The organism is Vibrio sp. Y20_XG_PY13, from assembly GCF_024181925.1.
GTDB classification, from domain to species: domain Bacteria; phylum Pseudomonadota; class Gammaproteobacteria; order Enterobacterales; family Vibrionaceae; genus Vibrio; species Vibrio parahaemolyticus.
This window is the reverse complement of the sequence record NZ_JAMZAL010000006.1, coordinates 1-20,075: the sequence shown is the minus strand read 5'-3', so window position 1 is coordinate 20,075 and position 20,075 is coordinate 1. Positions and strand designations below refer to the sequence as shown.

The following is a 20,075-nucleotide window of genomic DNA, read 5'->3' as shown; positions in this document are numbered from 1 at the left end:
ACGGTTGGGTGAACAGGCCAAACCTGAAACGACTCAACCAGCAATACTGTAGTGTTGATAGACATAACTATTAACTTGTAACCCTACCCACTTCGCATCATACGTATTCCATCAGTACGCTTCTTGTGACTGTCGACAACTCGACACATTCTTTTCTTATACTGCTATTCGCCTACGTCTTAGCACAGGTGTAAAACAACATGAATACGGATATTGAAATGTGTACACATGGTGCTTACTTGCAACGCGTACCGCGCAACTTTTTTCAAAAGCTGCTAGGCATCAAAGAAGTTTATGTCTGTACTAAATGTGGTTACGTGTTGAAAGTTAAGTAGTTAGCCCAAAATAGCAAACCAACCGCAATAAAAAAGCGGCTCATTTGAGCCGCTTTTTACTGTCTAAAAACTGAAGGATTACTCCTCTTCTTCCTCATCTTTACGAGTGTAAAAACGAGCAAAGAACAGACCAACCTCAAACAGTAAACACATTGGGATCGCAAGTAACGTCTGCGAAATCATGTCTGGCGGCGTCAGCAGCATGCCGACAACGAACGCAGCCACAATAATGTATGGACGCTTCTCTTTTAGGTCTTGCGGCGTGGTCGCCCCAGTCCAACAAAGTAGGATAATCGCCACGGGCACTTCGAACGCAATACCAAACGCCATAAACAGCGCCAGCACAAAATCTAGGTAGCTCGAAATATCGGTCGCAAACTCAACCCCACCGAGAGAAATCGCAGTAAAGAAGCCAAATACCAGTGGAAATACCACGTAATACGCAAAGGCCACGCCACAGTAAAACAGCAACGAGCTAGAAAACAGCAATGGCATGATCAAACGACGTTCGTGCTTGTACAGACCTGGCGCAACAAAAGCCCAAACCTGATACAAAATAAACGGCACCGCAACAAATACTGAGGCGATAAGCGTCAGTTTTAGAGGTGTGAAAAATGGTGATGCCACATCGGTTGCGATCATCGTCGCGCCTTCTGGTAAACGTTCAACCAAAGGTGCGGAGATAAACTCATAAATGTGGTTAGAGAAATAAATTAGCCCGACAAACACCACCAACACTGCCAAAATTGAACGCAGTAGTCGGTTGCGAAGCTCCAACAAATGACTAATTAAAGGCTGTGTCTGCTCGACGGTAGACATGGCAAACCTCTTATTAAAAATCAGATCAAAAAGGAGCTACCAGTCACTAGTAGCTCCTCCTAATGAGACTATTCGGCTTTCTTATCTGCCGCTGAAACCTTAATCTCTTCCACTTTTTCTGCACTTTCAGCCACTGGTTCTGCTTTTGCAGGTTCCGTTTCTGATTGCGCCTTATTAGCGTAAGGGCGGTTTACAGATTGCGCGGCTTTCTTCAGTTCTTCGACCGAAGATTTGAGCTCAGGAGATAAATCTTCCATCCCCATTTGCTCAGCTTTGCGCAAGTTTTCTTGCAGCTCTTGGACTTTTAGCTCGTGCGACAATTCGTCTTTAACGCTATTTGCCATATTCTTAGCAGCACCGATAAAGCGAGACACGCTTCGAATAGCATGAGGCAAACGCTCCGGTCCAAGAACGACCAGACCAACAACAGATATTAATACCAGTTCCCAAAAACCGATATCAAACACGTTTTATGCCTGCTCTTTGTCTTTTTTAGTTTCAGGTGCAGCTTCTTTTTGCTGCTGTTTTTCTAAACTTTTTGGCTCGAAGTCTGCGTCTTTTTCATTTTTCGCAGAATCTTCATCGCTCATTGCTTTTTTGAAGCCCTTAACGGCACTACCTAGATCGCCACCGATGCCACGTAGTTTCTTAGTTCCGAATAGCAATACAACAATTACAGCAATGATTAGAAGTTGCCAAACACTGATACCACCCATTCTTTTTACCTCGGGTCTTTAAACAAAATTATTTCAAGAGTTTAACGTCTATTGACGATAAGCTCGCCAACTAAGCAGCCAAAATGTGACACCTGCGATACCGCTGGCCATCGAAAGCTGCTCATAAGCGTTATCCACCAATATTGCCGAGCATACGACTAAAGTGGCGCCAACGCCAAATAAAAACTTTCCTGTCGCCTGCTGGCGCTTACTTTGGCGATAACCTTGATAAAGCAGATCCATACGCTGGTTCATCGCTTTACCCTGTTTGAGGCTATCGTAAAGTAGCTCCGGCAGTTCCGGCAATTTCTCCGCCCAAAATGGCGCGCGATCTTTGATTGAGTTGACCAAAGCTTGCGGGCCCACTTGATTCATCATCCATTCTTCAAGGAATGGCTTTGCGGTCTCCCACAAATCGAGCTGCGGATATAATTGTCTACCAAGCCCCTCAACGTACAGCAGTGTTTTTTGCAGCAGCACTAATTGAGGTTGCACTTCCATATTAAAGCGACGTGCGGTGTTGAACAGGTTCAACAGCACATGGCCAAAGGAGATTTCACACAGTGGCTTAGCAAAAATTGGCTCACACACAATGCGAATCGCGAACTCAAATTCATCAACATTGGTATCTGCCGGAACCCAGCCTGAATCAACGTGCAACTCCGCCACTCGGCGATAGTCACGATTGAAAAACGCGAGGAAGTTTTCCGCCAGATAACGCTTGTCTTCACTATTAAGTGTACCAACGATCCCGCAATCTAGCCCGATCCACATTGGGTTCTCTGGGTGTTCAGGTTTAACGAACACATTCCCGGGATGCATATCGGCATGAAAGAAACTGTCTCGGAACACCTGAGTGAAGAACACACTCACACCACGTTCTGCCAGCAACTTCATATTGGTGCCATTTGCTTCCAAGCCTTCAATATCAGAGACTTGGATGCCATATATTCGCTCAGAAACCATGACAGTTTCATTACTGAAGTCAGGAAAAACTTCAGGAACATACAATTCTTCGCTGCCTTCGAAGTTACGACGCAGTTGAATGGCATTCGCCGCTTCACGACGTAAATCGAGCTCGTCGAGCAAGGTTTTTTCGTACTCGCGTACGACTTCAACGGGTTTTAAACGACGTGCTTCAGGCATCGCTCCGGCGACTATACGCGCCATTCGGTGCATCAGTTTTAGATCTGAATCAATGACCGGGCGAATATCTGGACGGATAACCTTTAATACCACTTCTTGGTTAGTGTCTTTTAATCGCGCAGTATGCACCTGTGCGATGGACGCTGACGCCAGCGGTTTGATGTCAAACTCGGTAAACCAGTTCTCTAACGGCCCACCTAACGCTTTTTCCATCTGCTGCTTGGCCAACTCGCCGTCAAACGGTGCAACTTGGTCTTGCAACAGCGCCAGTGGATCGGCGATATGCGGAGGAAATAAGTCGCGGCGCGTTGACATCATCTGACCGAACTTAATCCACACTGGGCCAAGTTCTTGCAGCGCAAGACGTAAGCGTTCGCCAAGCGGTTTTTCTGGGTGTTGGTTCTTAATCCAGAATAGGCTCTTGCGCATCAATAATGGCGCTTTGGTCAGTTGATGATCGGGCAACAACTCATCCAAGCCGTATTCCAGCTGCACTTTGATGATGTGGTATAAGCGCTTTAATTCTGCTGGCGTCATGGTTTCTCCAGCGCTGGCTTATCCGAACCAACTTTGCTCAATAGAGCATTGAGACGCGCTTCAACGCGAGAAGCTTGGCTGCGTACCTCATCCACTTGATCGCAAAAATACGCGACTTCCAATGGTGCGGGTGCCAATTTCCACTCTTCTGTGACCACTTGAGCAAGGTGACGCTGATGTTTTTCCGCTTGAGAAACGAAGAAACCACCCACGTTTTTGGTGCCTTGTACCAAAGTGTGTGCAACCACATCGCCTGTTACGCGAGATAACCACTCTTCAATGTCCGGTTTGCAATCGGTCATCAACTGAGAAAATTTCTGCGCCAGTTGAATATCACCTTCAAGTTCAAGCTTGTCTTGCTTAATCAAGCGAGTGATGTTGGCTTGGTCACGCAGCTCAGGCAGCACGCTCAAGTTCAACGAGAGATAGCAGTCAGGCTGACCTTCGTAGTTACCCAGCACATCAATCTGCTGACTGAAAACAAACGTCAGCGTCTTGTCGATTTCTTTGAGGTGAACTTGGATAACTTGGCCCTTGAGACGCGCTAAACGACGACCCAATGCAGGATCGTCTTTAATCAGTGTGTTCAGCGAAGTTTCAATGACAGCAGTGATAAGAGGTTCAAATGGCATGCCGTTAACCCTTAGAATTTGTAACCGCGGTGCAACGCCACAATACCACCCGTTAGGTTGTAGTATTTGGTGTTTTCGAAGCCAGCGTCTTGCATCATGCCTTCCAGTGTTTCTTGGTCTGGGTGCATGCGAATAGATTCAGCAAGGTAGCGGTAGCTTTCTGCGTCATTCGCGACCAATTCGCCCATTTTTGGCAATAGGTGGAATGAGTACGCGTCGTACACTTTTGATAGTGGTTCGAGAACTGGTTTAGAGAATTCTAAAACCAATAGACGACCACCTGGCTTGAGGACGCGGAACATTGAACGCAGTGCTTTGTCTTTGTCGGTTACGTTACGAAGACAGAAGCTGATGGTGATCACATCGAAGTAATCATCTGGGAAAGGCAGTTCTTCTGCGTTAGCTTGTACGTAGTGTACATTACCCACAATGCCGTTATCGCGCAGTTTGTCGCGGCCAACATTCAGCATTGAGTTGTTAATATCTGCCAGAACAACGTGGCCTTGGTCACCCACAATACGCGAGAATTTCGCGGTTAGGTCACCCGTACCACCACCTAGATCCAGAATGCGCTGACCAGGACGAGCGCCACTGCAATCGATCGTAAAACGCTTCCAAAGGCGGTGAATACCACCTGACATCAGGTCGTTCATGATGTCGTATTTCGCTGCCACTGAGTGGAAAACTTCGGCAACTTTGGTCACTTTTTCTTCTTTCGCCACTGTGGTGAAACCAAAGTGGGTCGTTTCGTTCTCTAACGCTGTATTGGATTGCAAGCTTGTGTCCGTCATTCTAATTCCTCTTGGGCAGCACTTGTTCACTACAGGGCGTTTGCTGACAATGAAAGTCGCCCTCTGTACTGCGGGCGATTAGTTTACTTTATCCTCAGCCGGATGTCTTTCTACTAACGATTCATTTGGTGATTCATTTTCTGAAAATGCATCACTTTGCGCCAACTGCGCAAGGTCAGAAGAAATCGGTCGTTTGATTTCAACCCCCAACTGTCTAAAGCTTTCTGCTTGACGAATCACGTTGCCACGGCCTGTTGCCAGCTTGTTCATAGCGCCTTGATAGGTTTGGTTCGCTCGGTCTAATGCGCCGCCCAACCCTTCCATGTCATCGATGAATAAACGCAGCTTGTCGTACAGTTTGGTGGCGCGCTGGGCGATCAGTTTGGCGTTTTCATTCTGACGTTCGTTGCGCCATAAATTGTCGATGGTGCGCAATGCCACCAGCAACGTGGTTGGGCTAACCAAGATGATGTTTTGCTCCATCGCGTCTTTGATCAAGCTTGGGTCGGCTTGAATCGCCACTTGAAACGCCGGCTCTACCGGTATAAACATCAGAACATAATCGAGACTTTGGATGCCTTTGAGCTTGTGGTAATCCTTCATGCTCAAACCTTTGATGTGCGCACGCAGTGCGGTGAGGTGAGCACTTAACGCGCGGTCGCGTTCAGCATCCGTTTCGGCATTAAAGTAGCGCTCGTACGCCACCAATGCCATTTTCGAATCGACCACCACTTGCTTGTTTTGTGGCAAATGCACAATCACATCCGGTTGGTAACGCTTGCCTGCTTCGCTCTGTAGGTTCACTTGCGTTTCGTACTCGTGCCCTTCGCGCAGTCCCGATTCAGCTAAAACACGCGCCAACACCACTTCACCCCAGTTACCTTGCTGTTTGTTATCACCTTTGAGCGCTTGGGTCAGGTTCACGGCTTCTCGAGTCATTTGTTCATTGAGGCGTTGCAGATTTTTCAGCTCATGCACCAGCGTATGACGCTCTTTAGCTTCTTGGCTAAAGCTATCGTTGACTTGCTTTTTGAAACCTTCTAACTGCTCTTTTAACGGTGACAACAACCCTTCTAAACTTTGACGGTTTTGCAAATCGACTTTCGCGGTTTTCTCTTCAAACAGTTGATTGGCAAGGTGCTCAAACTGTTGTTTCAGACGCACTTCGGCCTGCTCTAAAATTTGCAGTTTTTCCGCATTAGCCTGATTCATTTGTTCGTGGCGTGCCTGCTGCTCACGAAGCTGCGTTTCCAAACGGGATTTTTGTTCACGCATTTGGCCCAGCTCATCAAAATACTGCTGACGTTCTTGTTTGACGGCTTCGAAGTAACGCAATTTCTCCATGGCCGCCATCAACTTGCCGTGCGATTGGCGCACTTCAAAGGCCGCTTTATCGCGCTCGTTGTCGAGTTCATCCAACTCTTGCTGCGCATCGGCAAGGCTTTGCTTTACTTGTTCAAGCTGTTGTTGGTGAAGCTGTTTTTCTGACACCAACTGCTGTTCGAGTAGTTGAGTCTGGGTAATAAAGCGCTGCTTTACCCACCAACCCACGGCGACACCGCTCGCTGTCGCGGCAAAAAGAGAAGAAAGAATGAGAGATTGATGCTCAAGAATCCATTGCATAATAGCGAGTTAGCCTATGTTTTATATCTTTATCAATGGTATTTAGACACTGGATAAATGTCCAGTTTGTTGGATGAAAAATCCTCGCATACACTAGGCACTCCGTACAACATACTCAATCCCGCTCACTCTTTCAGCAAAGAGCGGCACATCATCACACAGAGGCATCATGAACGAGCGTCGTGCCCTAGGATTTGGGCTCTCAGCAGTATTACTTTGGTCAACGGTTGCAACCGCATTTAAACTGACATTAGCGGAATTTACGCCGATCCAAATGCTGTGTATCGCCAGTATGGTTTCTGCCATCGCGCTTACGATTGTGTGCGGTGTGCAAGGTAAATTAAACCAGCTAAGTGCTACTTTTCTCTCTAATCCTTGGTACTACTTGCTGCTTGGTTTGATCAACCCGTTGGCGTATTACTTGATCCTATTTAAAGCGTACGATTTGCTGCCCGCTTCTCAAGCGCAGGCCATCAACTACAGCTGGGCCATTACGCTCACCCTGATGGCAGCGGTGTTTTTGGGGCAAAAGATTCGTGGCAAAGATTGGATAGCGTGTGGATTCAGTTACCTCGGCGTGATCGTGATTGCAACGCAAGGCAATGTGCTTGGCATGCAGTTTGAGAGTCCGCTTGGCGTTGGCTTGGCACTGCTGTCGACGTTACTTTGGGCGGGTTACTGGATTCTCAACACCAAAAACAAAGCTGATCCGGTGGTGGGTGTTTTGCTGGGCTTTTTGGTCGCCATCCCATTCACTATCGCGTTGAGTTGGTACGAAGGTGCAAGCTGGCAATCTATCTCCATCAAAGGCTGGGCGGCGGTGACATACGTCGGCTTGTTTGAGATGGGAGTGACGTTTGTGCTGTGGTTGAGCGCCTTGAAGCTAACCCAAAACACGGCGCGCATCAGCAACCTGATATTTGCTTCGCCATTTATCTCGTTGATGTTACTGGCCACCATTATTGGTGAACAAATCCACCCATCGACGTTGATTGGACTTGTCTTAATCATCAGTGGTTTGGTCATCCAGCAGGTGACTTGGGGTAAAAAAGCCAAGGCGGCGAACGCATCGCAATAGTTGGTCATTCCCGAAAAACCTAGGACAATATGAAAACGGAGAAATGAAACGAGTTGGATAAAAAAGAGAGCTCGCTAACATTTTATTGATCGAAAGTGCCTTCAGTCGCTTGGAATTGTTCAAGCGTTGGATACGATATAACCAAAGCCCAGCCGCTAAACGCGGCGACATTCCTATAAATATTTGTGGGCACTTCAGGATACTTTACTAATTATGTTTCGCTTCGCTATTCCTTCACCGTTGATGACTGACTGGCAACACGCTCTGCAGCAATGCTGTGATGCCACTCAAGCTCAGGGACAACTTTATACCCTGAGCTACACCAAACAATGGCTATCCAGTGAGGTATCCACCTCGCCACAAAATCACCGCGCCATCGTGGCGATGATTGAGCAAAACTGCGCGCAATTTTCCGCGCCGCACTTTGACGTAGTTTGCTCACAATTTGATGATGAAAACCTGAGCCTTTGCCCAGTATGGCTACCGAATGAGGAGCTGTTTGCCGTTGTGACGTTGACGCACTCAACGCAGCAAAAGCAAACCGTTTCTGCGTGGCTGAGCGCACTGGCAGGCCGCATCAGTTTTGATGTTAGTCAACATTATCATCAAGAGCTCAAACGTCATCACTCACACGCCAACAAGCCACTACCAACGCTGCAAGAATTCATCGATTGTCTGGATGACCACATCTGGATCAAAACCACCGATGGTCTGTACGCCATGACTAACCGCAGCGTGGAACAGGCGTGGAAAAAGTCTAACGATGACATTGTCGGGAAGAACGACTTTGACCTTTTCAGCGCCGAGCGCGCGGAAAAATTCATTGATGCCGACCGATTAGTGGTCGCTACTGGCACACAGAACATCGTTGAAGAGTGTCGCCAAATTGATGAAAACAACAACCCAACTTGGCTGGAAACCATCAAATCACCGGTACGAAATCAGGCCGGTGACCTGATCGGCATTTTGGGCATGACGCGCAACATTACCCGTCGCAAGATGGTGGAAACGCAATTGTCGTTGGCGTCGAAAATCTTCAACAACTCGCAAGAAGGTATGGTCATTACCGACAGCAATGCCAATATCATTGATGTCAACAACGCGTTCTCGCAGATCACCGGATTCAGCGCCGAAGAAGTGATTGGGAAGAACCCGAACATTCTCCGCTCTGGGCACCATGATGATGCTTTTTACCAACAACTTTGGCAGCAACTTGAAACCAAAGGTCAATGGAAAGGCGAGTTTATCAACCGCAAACGTGATGGCAGCATTTACCCGCAATTAGCCACTATTAGCGCGGTAATGGATGACAAAAACCACCTAATTAACTACATCTGTGTGTTTGAGGACATCTCAGTGCGCAAAGCGCACGAAGAGAAACTGCAACGCATGGCGTTTTATGATCCGCTAACCAACTTGCCCAACCGAACCCATTTGATCAGCTTGCTGGAACAGCACATCGAGATGGAACAACCTTTTGCTACGTTGTTTCTTGATATCGACCACTTTAAGCACATTAACGACAGCATGGGCCATTTCTGCGGTGATCAACTGTTGTCGAAACTGGCGGTTCGCCTGCAAGACATTTTGCACCTGAACGCGCATGTGGCTCGCATCGGTGGCGATGAATTTGTCATCGTACTGCCAGACATTGACGGCGATTCTCCGTTACTCGAAACGTTAAGCTCGATTTTGGGTGTGTTCCGCCGCCCGTTCGATCTGGCAAATCACGATTCGCTGCGGATCTCCACCAGCATCGGTATCGCACTCTACCCGAACGACGGTCAAGACAGTGAAACGCTGCTAAAAAACGCCGACACCGCAATGTATCTGGCGAAGAAAAATGGCCGTAACGGCTACGCGTTCTACTCTCCGGATTTAACTGACAAATCGGTATCGCACGTCCGTATTCAATCTGCGCTGCATGAAGCGATAGAAAAAGAACAACTGCATTTGGTGTATCAGCCGCAATACAACCTCGCGCAAAACGCAATTATTGGTGTGGAAGCCTTGGTGCGTTGGGAACACCCAGAATTTGGCTTAGTGCCACCTGCGGATTTTATTCCTATCGCAGAGAAGACGGGCTTGATTCAAAGCATCGGCGAATGGGTACTCAAAGACGCCTGTTTACAAGGGACTGGCTGGCTGGCGAGAGGCGTTCAATTTGGCAAAATTGCAGTCAATGTATCGGCACTTCAACTGCAACAGTCACGCTTCATCAACAAGCTCAAAACCATCCTTCGTGAAACGGGATTCCCGGCGCATCGCTTGGAGCTGGAAATTACCGAAAGCTTTTTGCTTATCGATCCAAAACTGGCCATCGCATCGCTAAATCAGCTGTGTGAACTCGGAATCGAGATTTCGTTGGATGACTTCGGCACAGGCTATTCTTCGCTGTCGTACCTCAAAGGTTTGCCAATCAACAAACTGAAAATCGACCGCTCGTTTGTCAGTGATGTGCCTAACGACAACGACAGCAACGCCATTGTTAACGCCATCATTGCGATGGGCACTACGCTTTCACTCAAAGTCGTGGCAGAAGGCATCGAAACGCCAGAACAAGTGGCTTACTTGGTCGACAAAGGTTGTATCTACGGTCAGGGATATTTATTCAGCCCACCCGTTGCGGCGGAAAAGTTATTTAACTAAGCACAACGTTCAATACACTGGCAACTTTGCGGTTAGATGTTCGTCGAACCGCAAAGCGCCAAACGATCCGCTAAAATGTTGATGCACACCAACAGCGGCACGCCAATCAACAGCCCCATTCCGCCCCACAACCAACCCCAAAAGACCAGCCACATAAAGATGACTAACGGGTTGAGGTTAAACCGCCTCCCTAGCAAAGTTGGGGTGACAAACTGACTCTCGATTAAATTCAGCAACAGATATATCGATACCACTGTCAGCATAAAACTGACCGAATCTAGCTGCAAATACGCGACAAAACCAAAGCTCACCATCGAAATCACTGGTCCCAAATACGGCGCGAAATTCATTACCCCCGCAAACGCCCCCCATAGAAATGGGTCTTCAAGGCCGAGGACAAAAAACACCAATCCAACACACAAGCCTAAACCCGCATTGACCAAAGTAATGGTGCCGATGTAGCGCGATAAATCTTTCTGCAGAGCCTGCACCAACTCCACCGCCTGACGTTGTTTCGAAAAACCACGCAAACGCGATACCGATTTACGAAACAGACTTCGACCATGATTAAGCATGAAATACACCATAAACAGCACAATCATCGCCTGAGTTAACAGCGTTGGTGTGGTGGTCGCGAGCGCTTTCAGCAGAGAAAACACCGTGTTGTTGCCCATCTCGTCAATGTTCATGTCACTGGCAAGCTCAAGCGGCGCGTTCATGTGCTCTGACGACGCTTTGGTCACTTCATTCACTTCTTGCGAAACGTTTTGGACGATGCTTGGCAACTCAGCCCACCATTGTTTCGCGGGTTCTGATATCGCCGCTAAACCGAGTATTGAAACACTCACCAATAACGTCAACGTCACCACCACGGTTATCGTGCGTGGCAGGCCTTTATCTTCAAAATAATTGATCAGCGGGCTAAACAGCAGTGCCACGAACGTACTTATCACCATAGGTAACAGCACCGGTTTGGCGAAGTAGAGTGCTGGAACAAGCAATAACACCAGCAGAGACACACCAATCACGGTATTGATGGGAAGGTTTAATTTTCCATTCATGCGCGTCCTCTACTAATGAGGTGGTAAGTCGGATGGTTGAGCCGCTTCTTCACCTGCTTCTTTTGAGGATGCAGCAGACGATGAAGAAGATTTGGCTAGCTGACCACTCAAATCCATCGCGCCATTGAGCAGCAAACTGATGGAGGAGAGAGATGACGTGACGCGAGAAAGCCGCCCAGCTTTCGCAACAGCAATCGCGGCAAAAGCGCTCAGCCCAAGCGCTATCCACGGGTTTTCTTGCACGAATCGGTTCGAGGTAAATTTGAGGGTTTGCTTATCCAGCAAGCATTGCTCCAAAGCCGCTTTACCCTCGATGCGTTTTATCTGCATGGCTCGGTCGAGTTTGGTTAGAGAACGCATGCCAGCCCTCCTGCAATTGGTCGGTTGTATTTTTGAAACCAAGGAAGTGCGTCAGCCGCTTCTGCCACCACGCTAACCCAACTAACGCTAGACCTAACGACACAATAAACACGCCAACACTCAGCAGTAGTTGAGCGGTAAATTGGTACGTCACTACACCCGCAGCCAAACACACACTGAAGATAAACAGCACCGACAGCAGCGTAAAAATGATGCTGAACATCACGATTTGGCGCGCAGCCGCCACGTTGACTTTCATCTCTAGCAAAAACAAATCCAACGTCGAGCCCGACCACGTTCGCAGTGACGTCGAAAGATCGTCAATCTGCGACAAAATGGCTCGTAGCCCATTAATGGCTTGTTCAACTTCCTGATTTTTAGCCCCATTTAGGGCTCGGCTACTGTCTACAGTAGCCGAGCCTTGGCGCTCATTGATGGTATGCTCGGAGTCATTCATAAAACTCTTCCTTCATGATTAGAGCGAAATGTAAGGAACAGGCTTATTTGATGAGCTTAGAGACCGCCCAACCTGCCAGGAATGCACAACCGATACTCAACAGCGGGCGCTCTTTAATGACGTTTTCTGCGGATTTGGTCGCTTGCTGAATGTTCTCTGCGCCGACTTCCAGCTTCTCTTTGGCATGTTCTTTCATGGCGCCAACCGCTTCTGAAGTGGCTTGCTCTGCAAGGTGATACGCTTCTTCAAATTGCTCTTGAGGTTTAACTGCGCTTTCTTTTGTATTAGCCATAACTAGCCTCCGTTGATTGAGATTACCTTGGATTAAACGGTTGTGATTCCGCTGAGAAGTAATCTGATAAAAGTGAATTCTTTTTGTTTCCTCGTGAGTGGTATTGCGATTACTGTGCCAAATTAATAAGTCATTGTTTTTATTGAAATAGAATCAAAATATCTTCAGCCATTGCAAAATGACCTGTAATTATTTCCTTTGAATGGATTCTTATTTGTAATTTTTTCTTATTCCCAACAAGCAATCACGCGCAATTAATAACCACCTCCATGCTTACTCCTTATATTATCTGGCATCTCTCACACTCAATATTCATGGCATACAAAATGCTAGATATAAAATGCTACATGAAAAATATTGTTCATATTTAATGGCTAAGGTATCGCAATATAAGTTGCGCTTAAGCACTGCAATAAAGTAACCGCAGTAAAATAAAGGAGAAGATATGAGAAATGAAAACATCGCCTCAATCATTGAGCTTATTCACAGCGGTAATGATATTTACAAGAAAGCGATTGATAACATCGACAACACATCGCTAAACCATGTATTGCAGGATCTGGTTCATGTACGAGAACACGCCGCATTAGAGTTGAAACCTTATGCGATTGCGAATCCTCAAACTGCCGACGACACGCCCGTGTCTTACACTATCAAGGCACGCGAAGTATACAGTGACGTCATGAAAGAAGTATCGTCAGACAAAGAATCGATGTACTTGGAACAGCTCGAAGGCGTGGAAAGTAAGGTATTGAAAGAGATCGAAAACGTCATCACCGCGCAGCCAGAGCAAGCAGATAACGCCGTGCTACTCAAAGTGCGCAGTGACATCAAAAGCTGTAAAGAAAAACTCAGCAATATTAGCCTGATCAGCTAATCGATAAATAACCCTAAAAAGAATGGTCAACATTATTGGCCATTCTTATTCAGAACCATTGATGAATATTCACACATACCAAAGCATAATGCTGAAATACTGAAAAAGAGGTCAGTATGACATTGAATAATACGCGAGTAAGGGAATTACTCATTAAAATGGCGCACCATCGCCAAACGTGTTTACCGCTTGTCGATCCTCATTCACATATGAATATTGCTCGATCAGCCTATCGGTTCGTTAAAATAGAAAAAGTGATGATCAAAAAAATGGTCGATCTATTTTTTGATCAAAATGGCGACGACTTTATCGCAGAACACGCCAACAAAACGGGAATTGCTACTCTCGGTAATTATAAAGAGATGCATTTTATGAATGCGCAATTACTGAGTGAGTTAAAACAGCTCCTCCGAGAGTTGGATGATGCCAACTTAACAGCGCTGATCTCGTACTGGGTGGCGGCGTTACAAGTCGAAAACGACGAGCTGGAAAAACATTTACCCCAAGGTGAGTAGCTCTGCTCACCTTTTTCCTTCGTTGGCCTTCTCTATTTTTGCCCTTCTATCTGTTGCTTTGTCTATTCTACGCATCGACCAACACAGACTTTACTTACTTTCTGCATCTATTCGCATCCATCATTAGTCGACGTTCGACATAAAAAAACGCATCACAAGTGATACGTTTTTTGCGTCGTTGTTTGTATTCGACTCTATTCGCAGTCGTCTTCATCGGCGTTAACTGGGAACAAACACATTAAGCGACTGAGGACGAATCTTGATCTCTAAACGACGGTCAGAATAGAGCTCACCGTCGATGACGTAGTCAATCGGCTTATCCGCAGTAATCGTTACCCCTGTCGCGCTCGCGTACTGAAACAGATTCGACTCATCCTGCGCACCGACGCTGGTTAATGTTAGATCCGACAACGCCACTAGGCGTCCACCCAGCGACTGAGTGTTATCAAGGTAGGTAATGTGCAGTTTCCCATCATCTGGCTGCGGCGCGCCGCCACCTTGCGCTAACACGGTACTAAATGGCGCGATGTTGGCAACGACGAAGCTGTGCACCTCCATCTCCTGACTCTCCCATCCTTGTTCACTCGCCGCCTGCCCTTCGAGGGTTACTTGCAGAGTTTGCACCTCTTCGGAAATAACAGCGTTAAAAAAGCCCGTTAAATACGCCAGTTGCCCAAAAGCATTTTTCTCTTCACGATGCGCGTGTTCAATCATCTTCTGTTCCAAGCCAATACCCAGCACCAACAGAATCAAACGCTGATTACATTCTGCGGTGTCTATGCGTTGGCAATGACCTGCGAGAATGGCTTCACACGCTTTTTCCACCGGTGATAACTTCACGCCGATGCCATACAGCACATGGCACAGCGCATTCGCCGTGCCCAACGGTATGATGCCGAGCTTGATGTCAGTGCCGACCAACTGGCTCGCCACTTCAGTCACCGTGCCATCGCCACCAGAGACAATCACCTGATTCACACCACTTTGTTTAGCTTGCAGTGCGAGGCTTTCTGCACTGGTGGTTTCGTCTGTTTGGCGAATGCTGAGACGATATTTTTTGGTCAACTCACGAATCACATGTTGTTCGTATTGCAGCCATTTCCCACCGCCCGCGACAGGGTTCACCACCATCCAGGTCGGCTCATCGAGTGTTAGCACGCCTTTCTCACTGATCGCGCGCAGGGTTTTGATTTGCAGATTATTGAGCCTTGCAGTACTGCGCACGCGGTTAATTTTCTGCATCACCGATTCCACCGAGAGCGATGGGTCTTTACTCAGTAAATAAGCCGCCACCACAAACACCGAACGGCCACGCCCAAGTGCGCAATGCACAACCACAGAGCGCCCGCAGGCGATTTGGGTATCAATCCAATTAATCGCATGACGTAAACGCTCCAAAGTCGGCGCTTTATGATCCAGAACGGGAATAGAAAGGTAGTTGAATTGCTTGTCAGTCATGGCGCTTTCTAAACCTGCGAACTCCGCCGTAACATCAACAATGCAGGAAATGTCGTGAGAGTCGAGAAACGCCAAATCGCTCGGGAACAAGCGCCGAGAAAGATAAAGATTGTCGCTGACTTGCTGAATGGGAGGGACAGTATCGCGCCGTCTCTCCCAGGCGTTGTAGGCTTTCGCCCCGAGTAAGAAAGGAATGAATGCCCATCGAATCCACCAGACAATTTTTCCGTCTTGGCTTTTTCTAAAGATGGATGGGAAATCAAACAAGTAAGCCGCACTAACTAACGCTAAGGAAAGCGAAACCCAAAGCAGCAGTAAACTCACTACGATTTGAGGTATGTAGATAGCAGCGAGCAACGCAACCAGCGCGCCAAGTAGATAATATTTGACGATGAACATTCGACCTCCTCAATCCTTAGCGATGGGATAACGCTTAGCTGGCCATCTCTTCGATATAGTCATTGGCCAACTGCTGTTTTTGTTTATCGGACATCACCTTGCCTGCCATTTGGAAAAAGCGTTGCTCTTCCTCTTCCAGATGATGCAGTACCTTGTGGCGCAGTGTTTTCATGTGCGTAAGCCAAGCGGGCGAGCTCCACGCGGTGTCATCCAACTGAGCGATTACTTTGTCGATGGCGTGGTGCTCGGCAATACCGTGACGTGTCATATCGATCGTCTTATCGCTCTCAATCAGCGGTGCATAAAAGTAACGCTCTTCAGCGGCGGCATGTTGCTCAAGCTCGTGCTTTAGGTCGCGATAAAACTCTCGACGAGTTGGGGAATCTCCGGATGTTTCCATCAGTGCATCCAGCAAAAGGCGCTGTTTTTCATGACTTTCTTTTAGCACATCGAATATGTTCTTCATCTCTGACTCCTTATCGGATTAAGAATAGTTGGTAAAACAAAGGGCGGTTATCACGCCGCCCTTTTTTGCTGTTGGTGGATGAGGTGAACGCTTAACAATCTTTGTCTTCCGCGTTCAGATTCTCTTTAAGGTTTTCACAACCATCTTCAATGGCGTTTTGCGCTTCTTCCGCAGTCTCATCCAATTTTTTGCCCGCTTTTTCCATTGGCCCTTCATCACTACACGCCGCTAAAGCAAATACCAAACCAAATACTGCGGCGATACGATAAATAAATGACGTAACTCGCATGCTAACTCCTATCTATTTACGTTTTTCTTTCCAAGTATCACAAATACTATTGATACAATTAATGACAACAGGAACAGATAAAATATCACTTGCGCGACAGCTGCGGCGGCACCGGCAATACCACTAAATCCGAGCACCGCTGAAACGAGAGCCAAAGCAAGGAAAATAAACATCCAACGAACCATGGTGTTGTCTCCTTATTTTTAAAGTGAAAGCTCAATATTAGTTATTACTGAACAACTTCAATTTTATCGACAACCTTATTTACATCGTTGGTATTATTTGCAATCGATAATGCCAGATCGTGCTCGGCATCTGAGTTCACTTTACCGGTTAAGGTTACGGTTTTATTTTCTGTGGTGACATCAATGTCTGTACCACTAACGCTGGTATCCATCAGTAAACGAGTTTTCACAATAGTAGTAATTTTTGAATCCGTTAATGCAGCAAATGCATCAGAATCGGCATCTTGTTTATTTTCACTCACTACCGTTAGCTCGTTATTTACTTTTTTCACACCATCAAGGCCTGAAACCAACTCTTCTGCCAGCGACTTTTCCAAATCGTTATTGATCGAACCTGTCAGCGTAACCACCTGATTTTCAACATCAGTGTTGATATCAAAAGAGTTCAGGTTGCTATTAAGCAGTAAGGTGGTTTCTGCTTTACCATCTAGCCAAGCGTCCATGGATTCTTTTTCCCATTTATCACTGGCTAATACTGCGGTAGATGACGTTGCAAGAACTGAAGTAAGTACAATTTTAGCTGCGATGTTATTCATGGTAATTCTCCTATATTGACGTTGCAGTTCTAATAGAGCAAAGCATGTGCCAACTTTATAAGTAACTATTTTTAAAGCGTTTATTTTAAAACAGCCGTTATATTTAAGATGAGAGAGAAACCATTCGTGAATAATTTACACAGAAGAAATGTAATTTTTAATCATTGAAGAAGAAAAGATAAATAGAGAAGAAATAACATCTCATCCTTTCGTTTATTTTTGTACGCAAAAACCATCAAGTGAGATTAATTTCTAAGGATTACAATTCCACACAACAAATAAGGAAAGAAAAACGATGTAGATATATAGTTTGCTGTTGATCTCACTATATTAATAACCAACCAGATTCTAAACAGACTTTGACAATATTTTGTCTTGTACAGCTTAAATAATACACGTACATTGTTTCTGTTATAGTGAAGAGGACATTTCTATGTCACTGCCAAGCCTGTTTCTAAGAATACAAGACCCCGCCCTCAAAGAGGCTATCGCTTCTTGTCAGGAATTACATAAGTTCCGTTTGTATGACACAGAAACGGACGATGATTGGATTGATCACTTCGTCGACGTTCAACCGGATGTCGCGATTGTCGAAGTGGCGCATTTCACTCACACTGATTACCAGCGACTTTCCGATATCGAAGCCATTTACGACATGGACTTAATCATCATCAGTTCAGGCGCGCCTAACGAGAACCTCGATAAACTGATGAACCTAGGTGCCATTTTTCACTACAGAAAACCCGTCGATCTCACCATCCTGTCTGATACGCTGACCGAAGTGAGCCAGTATTATCAACACAAGCAGGAGCAAGGACGTAAAGTCGCCACCAGCGATTTGGATCAGTTTGGTCTGCTAGTTGGCTCATCTTCTCCGATGCACCAGCTGTACCGCATGATCCGCCGTGTCGCAAAAACCGAAGCCAACGTATTGATTGTTGGTGAAAGTGGCTCAGGCAAAGAGCTTGTGGCACAAACCATCCATCTCGCCAGCGAGCGTAAGCAGCAACCTTTTATTGCCATCAACTGTGGTGCCATTAGCCCAGAACTGGTCGATAGCGAACTGTTTGGCCACGAAAAAGGCGCATTTACTGGCGCGAACAAAACTCACCAAGGAGTATTTAAGCAAGCGGAAGGCGGCACGCTGTTTTTGGATGAAATAACGGAGATGCCGATCGAGCATCAAGTGAAACTGCTGCGTGTGCTAGAAACTGGCGAATACCGCCCAGTGGGCAGTAATACCGTCCACATCGCCAATACCCGCATCGTCGCGGCGACCAACCGCGATCCTAAAGTCGCGATCGAAGAACAATTTCTACGTGAAGACCTATTTTTCAGGCTATCGCACTTCCCGTTAACCGTTCCACCATTGCGCGAACGTGGCGGAGACATCGTCGGATTAGCCAAACACTTTATTGCGCACCGCAACGCTAACGAATCCAAAACCAAGACGATTCTCGACTCGGCAATCCAAAAAATCGCCATGCACGATTGGCCTGGCAACGTTCGAGAACTCAAACACACCATCGAGCGAGCGTTCATTCTCGCTGACGATACTATTAAAGATGAACATCTGATTTTCGATACGCCGCCACTAGAAACTGGCACCCGATTAGAAGATATGGTGCCTGCTGGCGTATCGTTGGAAGAGCTGGAAAAAGCCGCTATTCTCAATACGCTTGAAGAGAATCAAGGCAACAAAACGGAATCGGCTCAGGAGCTGGGTATCAGCGTTAAAACGCTGTACAACAAGCTCGAAAAGTATCAAGACGAGTAAACACACCGCAAATAGCAAAAGAGCACTGAATTGAATTCAGTGCTCTTTTTCATCGTCTCTTTCTATCTTTGCATGCAGCGCTGGATTACTGTGTAGACACAATAAAGTTTGCCCGTAAGAGGTTTTTTAGACAATAAAGTTTGCCCACAACGGAATTTACTACCCATTCCATAATGGTAGAACAGAATCACTTAGTGATCACGAAATCGCCGATCATTACCAAACACATTTTTGGGCATCTTTGATTCTGACTGATTTGTGCAACAGGCTGTTGCACAATTAGAAGATTGGAGTTATTGCAGAATTTGCAACAATTGAGGTTTTCCTCGAAACCTTAGTAATTGATACTAGAAAAGGATGTATCCGAGTGTTAAGCCCACAACCATTATGGTGATACTGGTTAATGTCATATTGTTGTCGACCCATTCATCAAGCTTACTCATTCGAAGTTCCGCTTTCTTTTCTAATCATGTCAAAACCATGTTCAACACCATAAATTACTTCACGTAAGAGTACCTTATTTGGTGAGTTCAAATTAGCAATGACTCGACCAATTTCATTTGCTAAATCGCAAAGCTCAATATCCCCGTCAGGAAGACTATCTAGAGCTGACATGAGGTCTGAAACAAAGGTATGTCGATTCACCAAATTTGAACCAGCCTCATTTCGGTCAGACATGAAATCATCGGTAACCCGTTCAACTTCGTCGGCGAAAGATATCCAATCTGGCTTTGTTTTGGTCAACTTTTTCTTGCTCATCGCATACAACCTAGCAGGAGATTTATATTAGTAGCAGTATAGCAAAATCACCTAGATTGCCGTAAGAGCAAATGCGATGAAACAAACTTCGGGGTACTTCTGTGTTACGAAGTGCCAAATGTGAAGGTTCTGGACAGAATGTATGGTACGCCCCGTTTTGCAAGTGAAAATCCAAAAAAACGGAGTTGGTTTGCGCTAATGTATTCAGAGTCTAATTGAGACCAATTTACTTTAGCCCCAGTTCTACGATGAGATCCG

23 protein-coding genes are annotated in these 20,075 nt (G+C 46.4%); 6 read left to right on the top strand and 17 right to left on the bottom strand.

The window, feature by feature from the left end; translation table 11 throughout:
- The first annotated feature begins 200 nt into the window (after positions 1–200).
- A complete protein-coding gene (locus tag NL646_RS23365) occupies positions 201–335 on the top strand; it encodes a hypothetical protein (RefSeq protein ID WP_005478679.1) in 135 nt (44 codons plus the stop codon).
- 78 nt (positions 336–413) lie between these two features.
- Here NL646_RS23365 and tatC read toward each other — a convergent pair whose 3' ends face one another.
- The 7 genes from tatC to rmuC all read right to left on the bottom strand — a co-directional run bounded on the left by tatC (position 414) and on the right by rmuC (position 6,599).
- On the bottom strand, positions 414–1,154 hold the full coding sequence (gene tatC / locus NL646_RS15010; RefSeq protein ID WP_005459771.1) for a twin-arginine translocase subunit TatC: 741 nt from the start codon (positions 1,152–1,154) through the stop codon (positions 414–416).
- 68 nt (positions 1,155–1,222) lie between these two features.
- Positions 1,223–1,621, bottom strand: coding sequence for a Sec-independent protein translocase protein TatB (gene tatB / locus NL646_RS15005; protein ID WP_065779608.1), 399 nt, complete (start codon positions 1,619–1,621; stop codon positions 1,223–1,225).
- A gap of 3 nt (positions 1,622–1,624) precedes the next feature.
- Positions 1,625–1,870 carry a Sec-independent protein translocase subunit TatA gene (gene tatA, locus NL646_RS15000; RefSeq protein ID WP_005456852.1) on the bottom strand — a complete coding sequence of 82 codons (246 nt, stop codon included), beginning with the start codon at positions 1,868–1,870 and terminating at the stop codon, positions 1,625–1,627.
- Positions 1,871–1,918: 48 nt separating this feature from the next.
- On the bottom strand, positions 1,919–3,553 hold the full coding sequence (gene ubiB / locus NL646_RS14995; RefSeq protein WP_005478626.1) for a ubiquinone biosynthesis regulatory protein kinase UbiB: 1,635 nt from the start codon (positions 3,551–3,553) through the stop codon (positions 1,919–1,921).
- Entirely contained in the window at positions 3,550–4,185 is a 636-nt protein-coding gene (locus tag NL646_RS14990) for an SCP2 domain-containing protein (protein WP_005456848.1), read from the bottom strand. Before NL646_RS14990 ends, ubiB begins: the two co-directional genes overlap by 4 nt.
- An 11-nt stretch (positions 4,186–4,196) precedes the next feature.
- Positions 4,197–4,976, bottom strand: coding sequence for a bifunctional demethylmenaquinone methyltransferase/2-methoxy-6-polyprenyl-1,4-benzoquinol methylase UbiE (gene ubiE / locus NL646_RS14985; RefSeq protein ID WP_005456853.1), 780 nt, complete (start codon positions 4,974–4,976; stop codon positions 4,197–4,199).
- A 78-nt stretch (positions 4,977–5,054) separates the two neighbouring features.
- The gene (gene rmuC / locus NL646_RS14980; protein ID WP_005487477.1) at positions 5,055–6,599 is read right to left on the bottom strand and encodes a DNA recombination protein RmuC; all 1,545 of its coding nucleotides are present in this window, start codon (positions 6,597–6,599) and stop codon (positions 5,055–5,057) included.
- A gap of 169 nt (positions 6,600–6,768) precedes the next feature.
- On the opposite strand from rmuC, the gene NL646_RS14975 reads away from it, so the two are divergent.
- Together NL646_RS14975 and NL646_RS14970 are read left to right on the top strand one after the other, a co-directional pair.
- Positions 6,769–7,677 (top strand): DMT family transporter, encoded by a 909-nt coding sequence (locus NL646_RS14975; RefSeq protein ID WP_025535358.1) that lies wholly within the window; start codon positions 6,769–6,771, stop codon positions 7,675–7,677.
- Between the two features lie 213 nt (positions 7,678–7,890).
- Positions 7,891–10,326 (top strand): EAL domain-containing protein, encoded by a 2,436-nt coding sequence (locus NL646_RS14970; RefSeq protein WP_025793771.1) that lies wholly within the window; start codon positions 7,891–7,893, stop codon positions 10,324–10,326.
- A 32-nt stretch (positions 10,327–10,358) separates the two neighbouring features.
- Here NL646_RS14970 and NL646_RS14965 read toward each other — a convergent pair whose 3' ends face one another.
- From NL646_RS14965 to NL646_RS14950, 4 genes are read right to left on the bottom strand one after another with little or no spacing between them, the layout of a single operon-like run.
- Positions 10,359–11,387 (bottom strand): AI-2E family transporter, encoded by a 1,029-nt coding sequence (locus NL646_RS14965; RefSeq protein WP_025501981.1) that lies wholly within the window; start codon positions 11,385–11,387, stop codon positions 10,359–10,361.
- 12 nt (positions 11,388–11,399) lie between these two features.
- Positions 11,400–11,747, bottom strand: a complete 348-nt coding sequence (locus NL646_RS14960) for a hypothetical protein (protein ID WP_140078677.1) — start codon at positions 11,745–11,747, stop codon at positions 11,400–11,402.
- Positions 11,692–12,204: a phage holin family protein gene (locus tag NL646_RS14955; RefSeq protein ID WP_140078678.1), complete on the bottom strand. Its 513-nt coding sequence runs from the start codon at positions 12,202–12,204 to the stop codon at positions 11,692–11,694. Before NL646_RS14955 ends, NL646_RS14960 begins: the two co-directional genes overlap by 56 nt.
- Positions 12,205–12,247: 43 nt before the next feature.
- Entirely contained in the window at positions 12,248–12,496 is a 249-nt protein-coding gene (locus NL646_RS14950) for a hypothetical protein (RefSeq protein WP_005466481.1), read from the bottom strand.
- A gap of 445 nt (positions 12,497–12,941) precedes the next feature.
- Between NL646_RS14950 and NL646_RS14945 the strand changes: the two genes are divergently transcribed.
- Together NL646_RS14945 and NL646_RS14940 are read left to right on the top strand one after the other, a co-directional pair.
- A complete protein-coding gene (locus NL646_RS14945) occupies positions 12,942–13,373 on the top strand; it encodes a PA2169 family four-helix-bundle protein (RefSeq protein ID WP_005466482.1) in 432 nt (143 codons plus the stop codon).
- Between the two features lie 116 nt (positions 13,374–13,489).
- Positions 13,490–13,888, top strand: coding sequence for a hypothetical protein (locus NL646_RS14940; RefSeq protein ID WP_005466483.1), 399 nt, complete (start codon positions 13,490–13,492; stop codon positions 13,886–13,888).
- 219 nt (positions 13,889–14,107) lie between these two features.
- Here NL646_RS14940 and NL646_RS14935 read toward each other — a convergent pair whose 3' ends face one another.
- The 5 genes from NL646_RS14935 to NL646_RS14915 form a co-directional block, all read right to left on the bottom strand.
- Positions 14,108–15,745 carry a diacylglycerol kinase family protein gene (locus NL646_RS14935; RefSeq protein ID WP_031856617.1) on the bottom strand — a complete coding sequence of 546 codons (1,638 nt, stop codon included), beginning with the start codon at positions 15,743–15,745 and terminating at the stop codon, positions 14,108–14,110.
- 34 nt (positions 15,746–15,779) lie between these two features.
- On the bottom strand, positions 15,780–16,211 hold the full coding sequence (locus tag NL646_RS14930) for a hemerythrin domain-containing protein (RefSeq protein WP_005466989.1): 432 nt from the start codon (positions 16,209–16,211) through the stop codon (positions 15,780–15,782).
- A 91-nt stretch (positions 16,212–16,302) separates the two neighbouring features.
- Complete coding sequence (locus NL646_RS14925; RefSeq protein ID WP_005466987.1) at positions 16,303–16,500, bottom strand: hypothetical protein; 198 nt, start codon at positions 16,498–16,500, stop codon at positions 16,303–16,305.
- Between the two features lie 8 nt (positions 16,501–16,508).
- Positions 16,509–16,685, bottom strand: coding sequence for a DUF1328 family protein (locus NL646_RS14920; RefSeq protein WP_005478615.1), 177 nt, complete (start codon positions 16,683–16,685; stop codon positions 16,509–16,511).
- Positions 16,686–16,729: 44 nt separating this feature from the next.
- A complete protein-coding gene (locus tag NL646_RS14915) occupies positions 16,730–17,281 on the bottom strand; it encodes a BON domain-containing protein (RefSeq protein WP_253664376.1) in 552 nt (183 codons plus the stop codon).
- A gap of 433 nt (positions 17,282–17,714) precedes the next feature.
- Between NL646_RS14915 and NL646_RS14910 the strand changes: the two genes are divergently transcribed.
- The gene (locus NL646_RS14910) at positions 17,715–19,058 is read left to right on the top strand and encodes a sigma-54-dependent Fis family transcriptional regulator (RefSeq protein ID WP_029821934.1); all 1,344 of its coding nucleotides are present in this window, start codon (positions 17,715–17,717) and stop codon (positions 19,056–19,058) included.
- Positions 19,059–19,493: 435 nt separating this feature from the next.
- Here the strand turns inward: NL646_RS14910 and NL646_RS14905 are convergent, their stop codons facing one another.
- Positions 19,494–19,817: a hypothetical protein gene (locus tag NL646_RS14905; RefSeq protein WP_242507227.1), complete on the bottom strand. Its 324-nt coding sequence runs from the start codon at positions 19,815–19,817 to the stop codon at positions 19,494–19,496.
- Positions 19,818–20,075 lie beyond the last annotated feature (258 nt).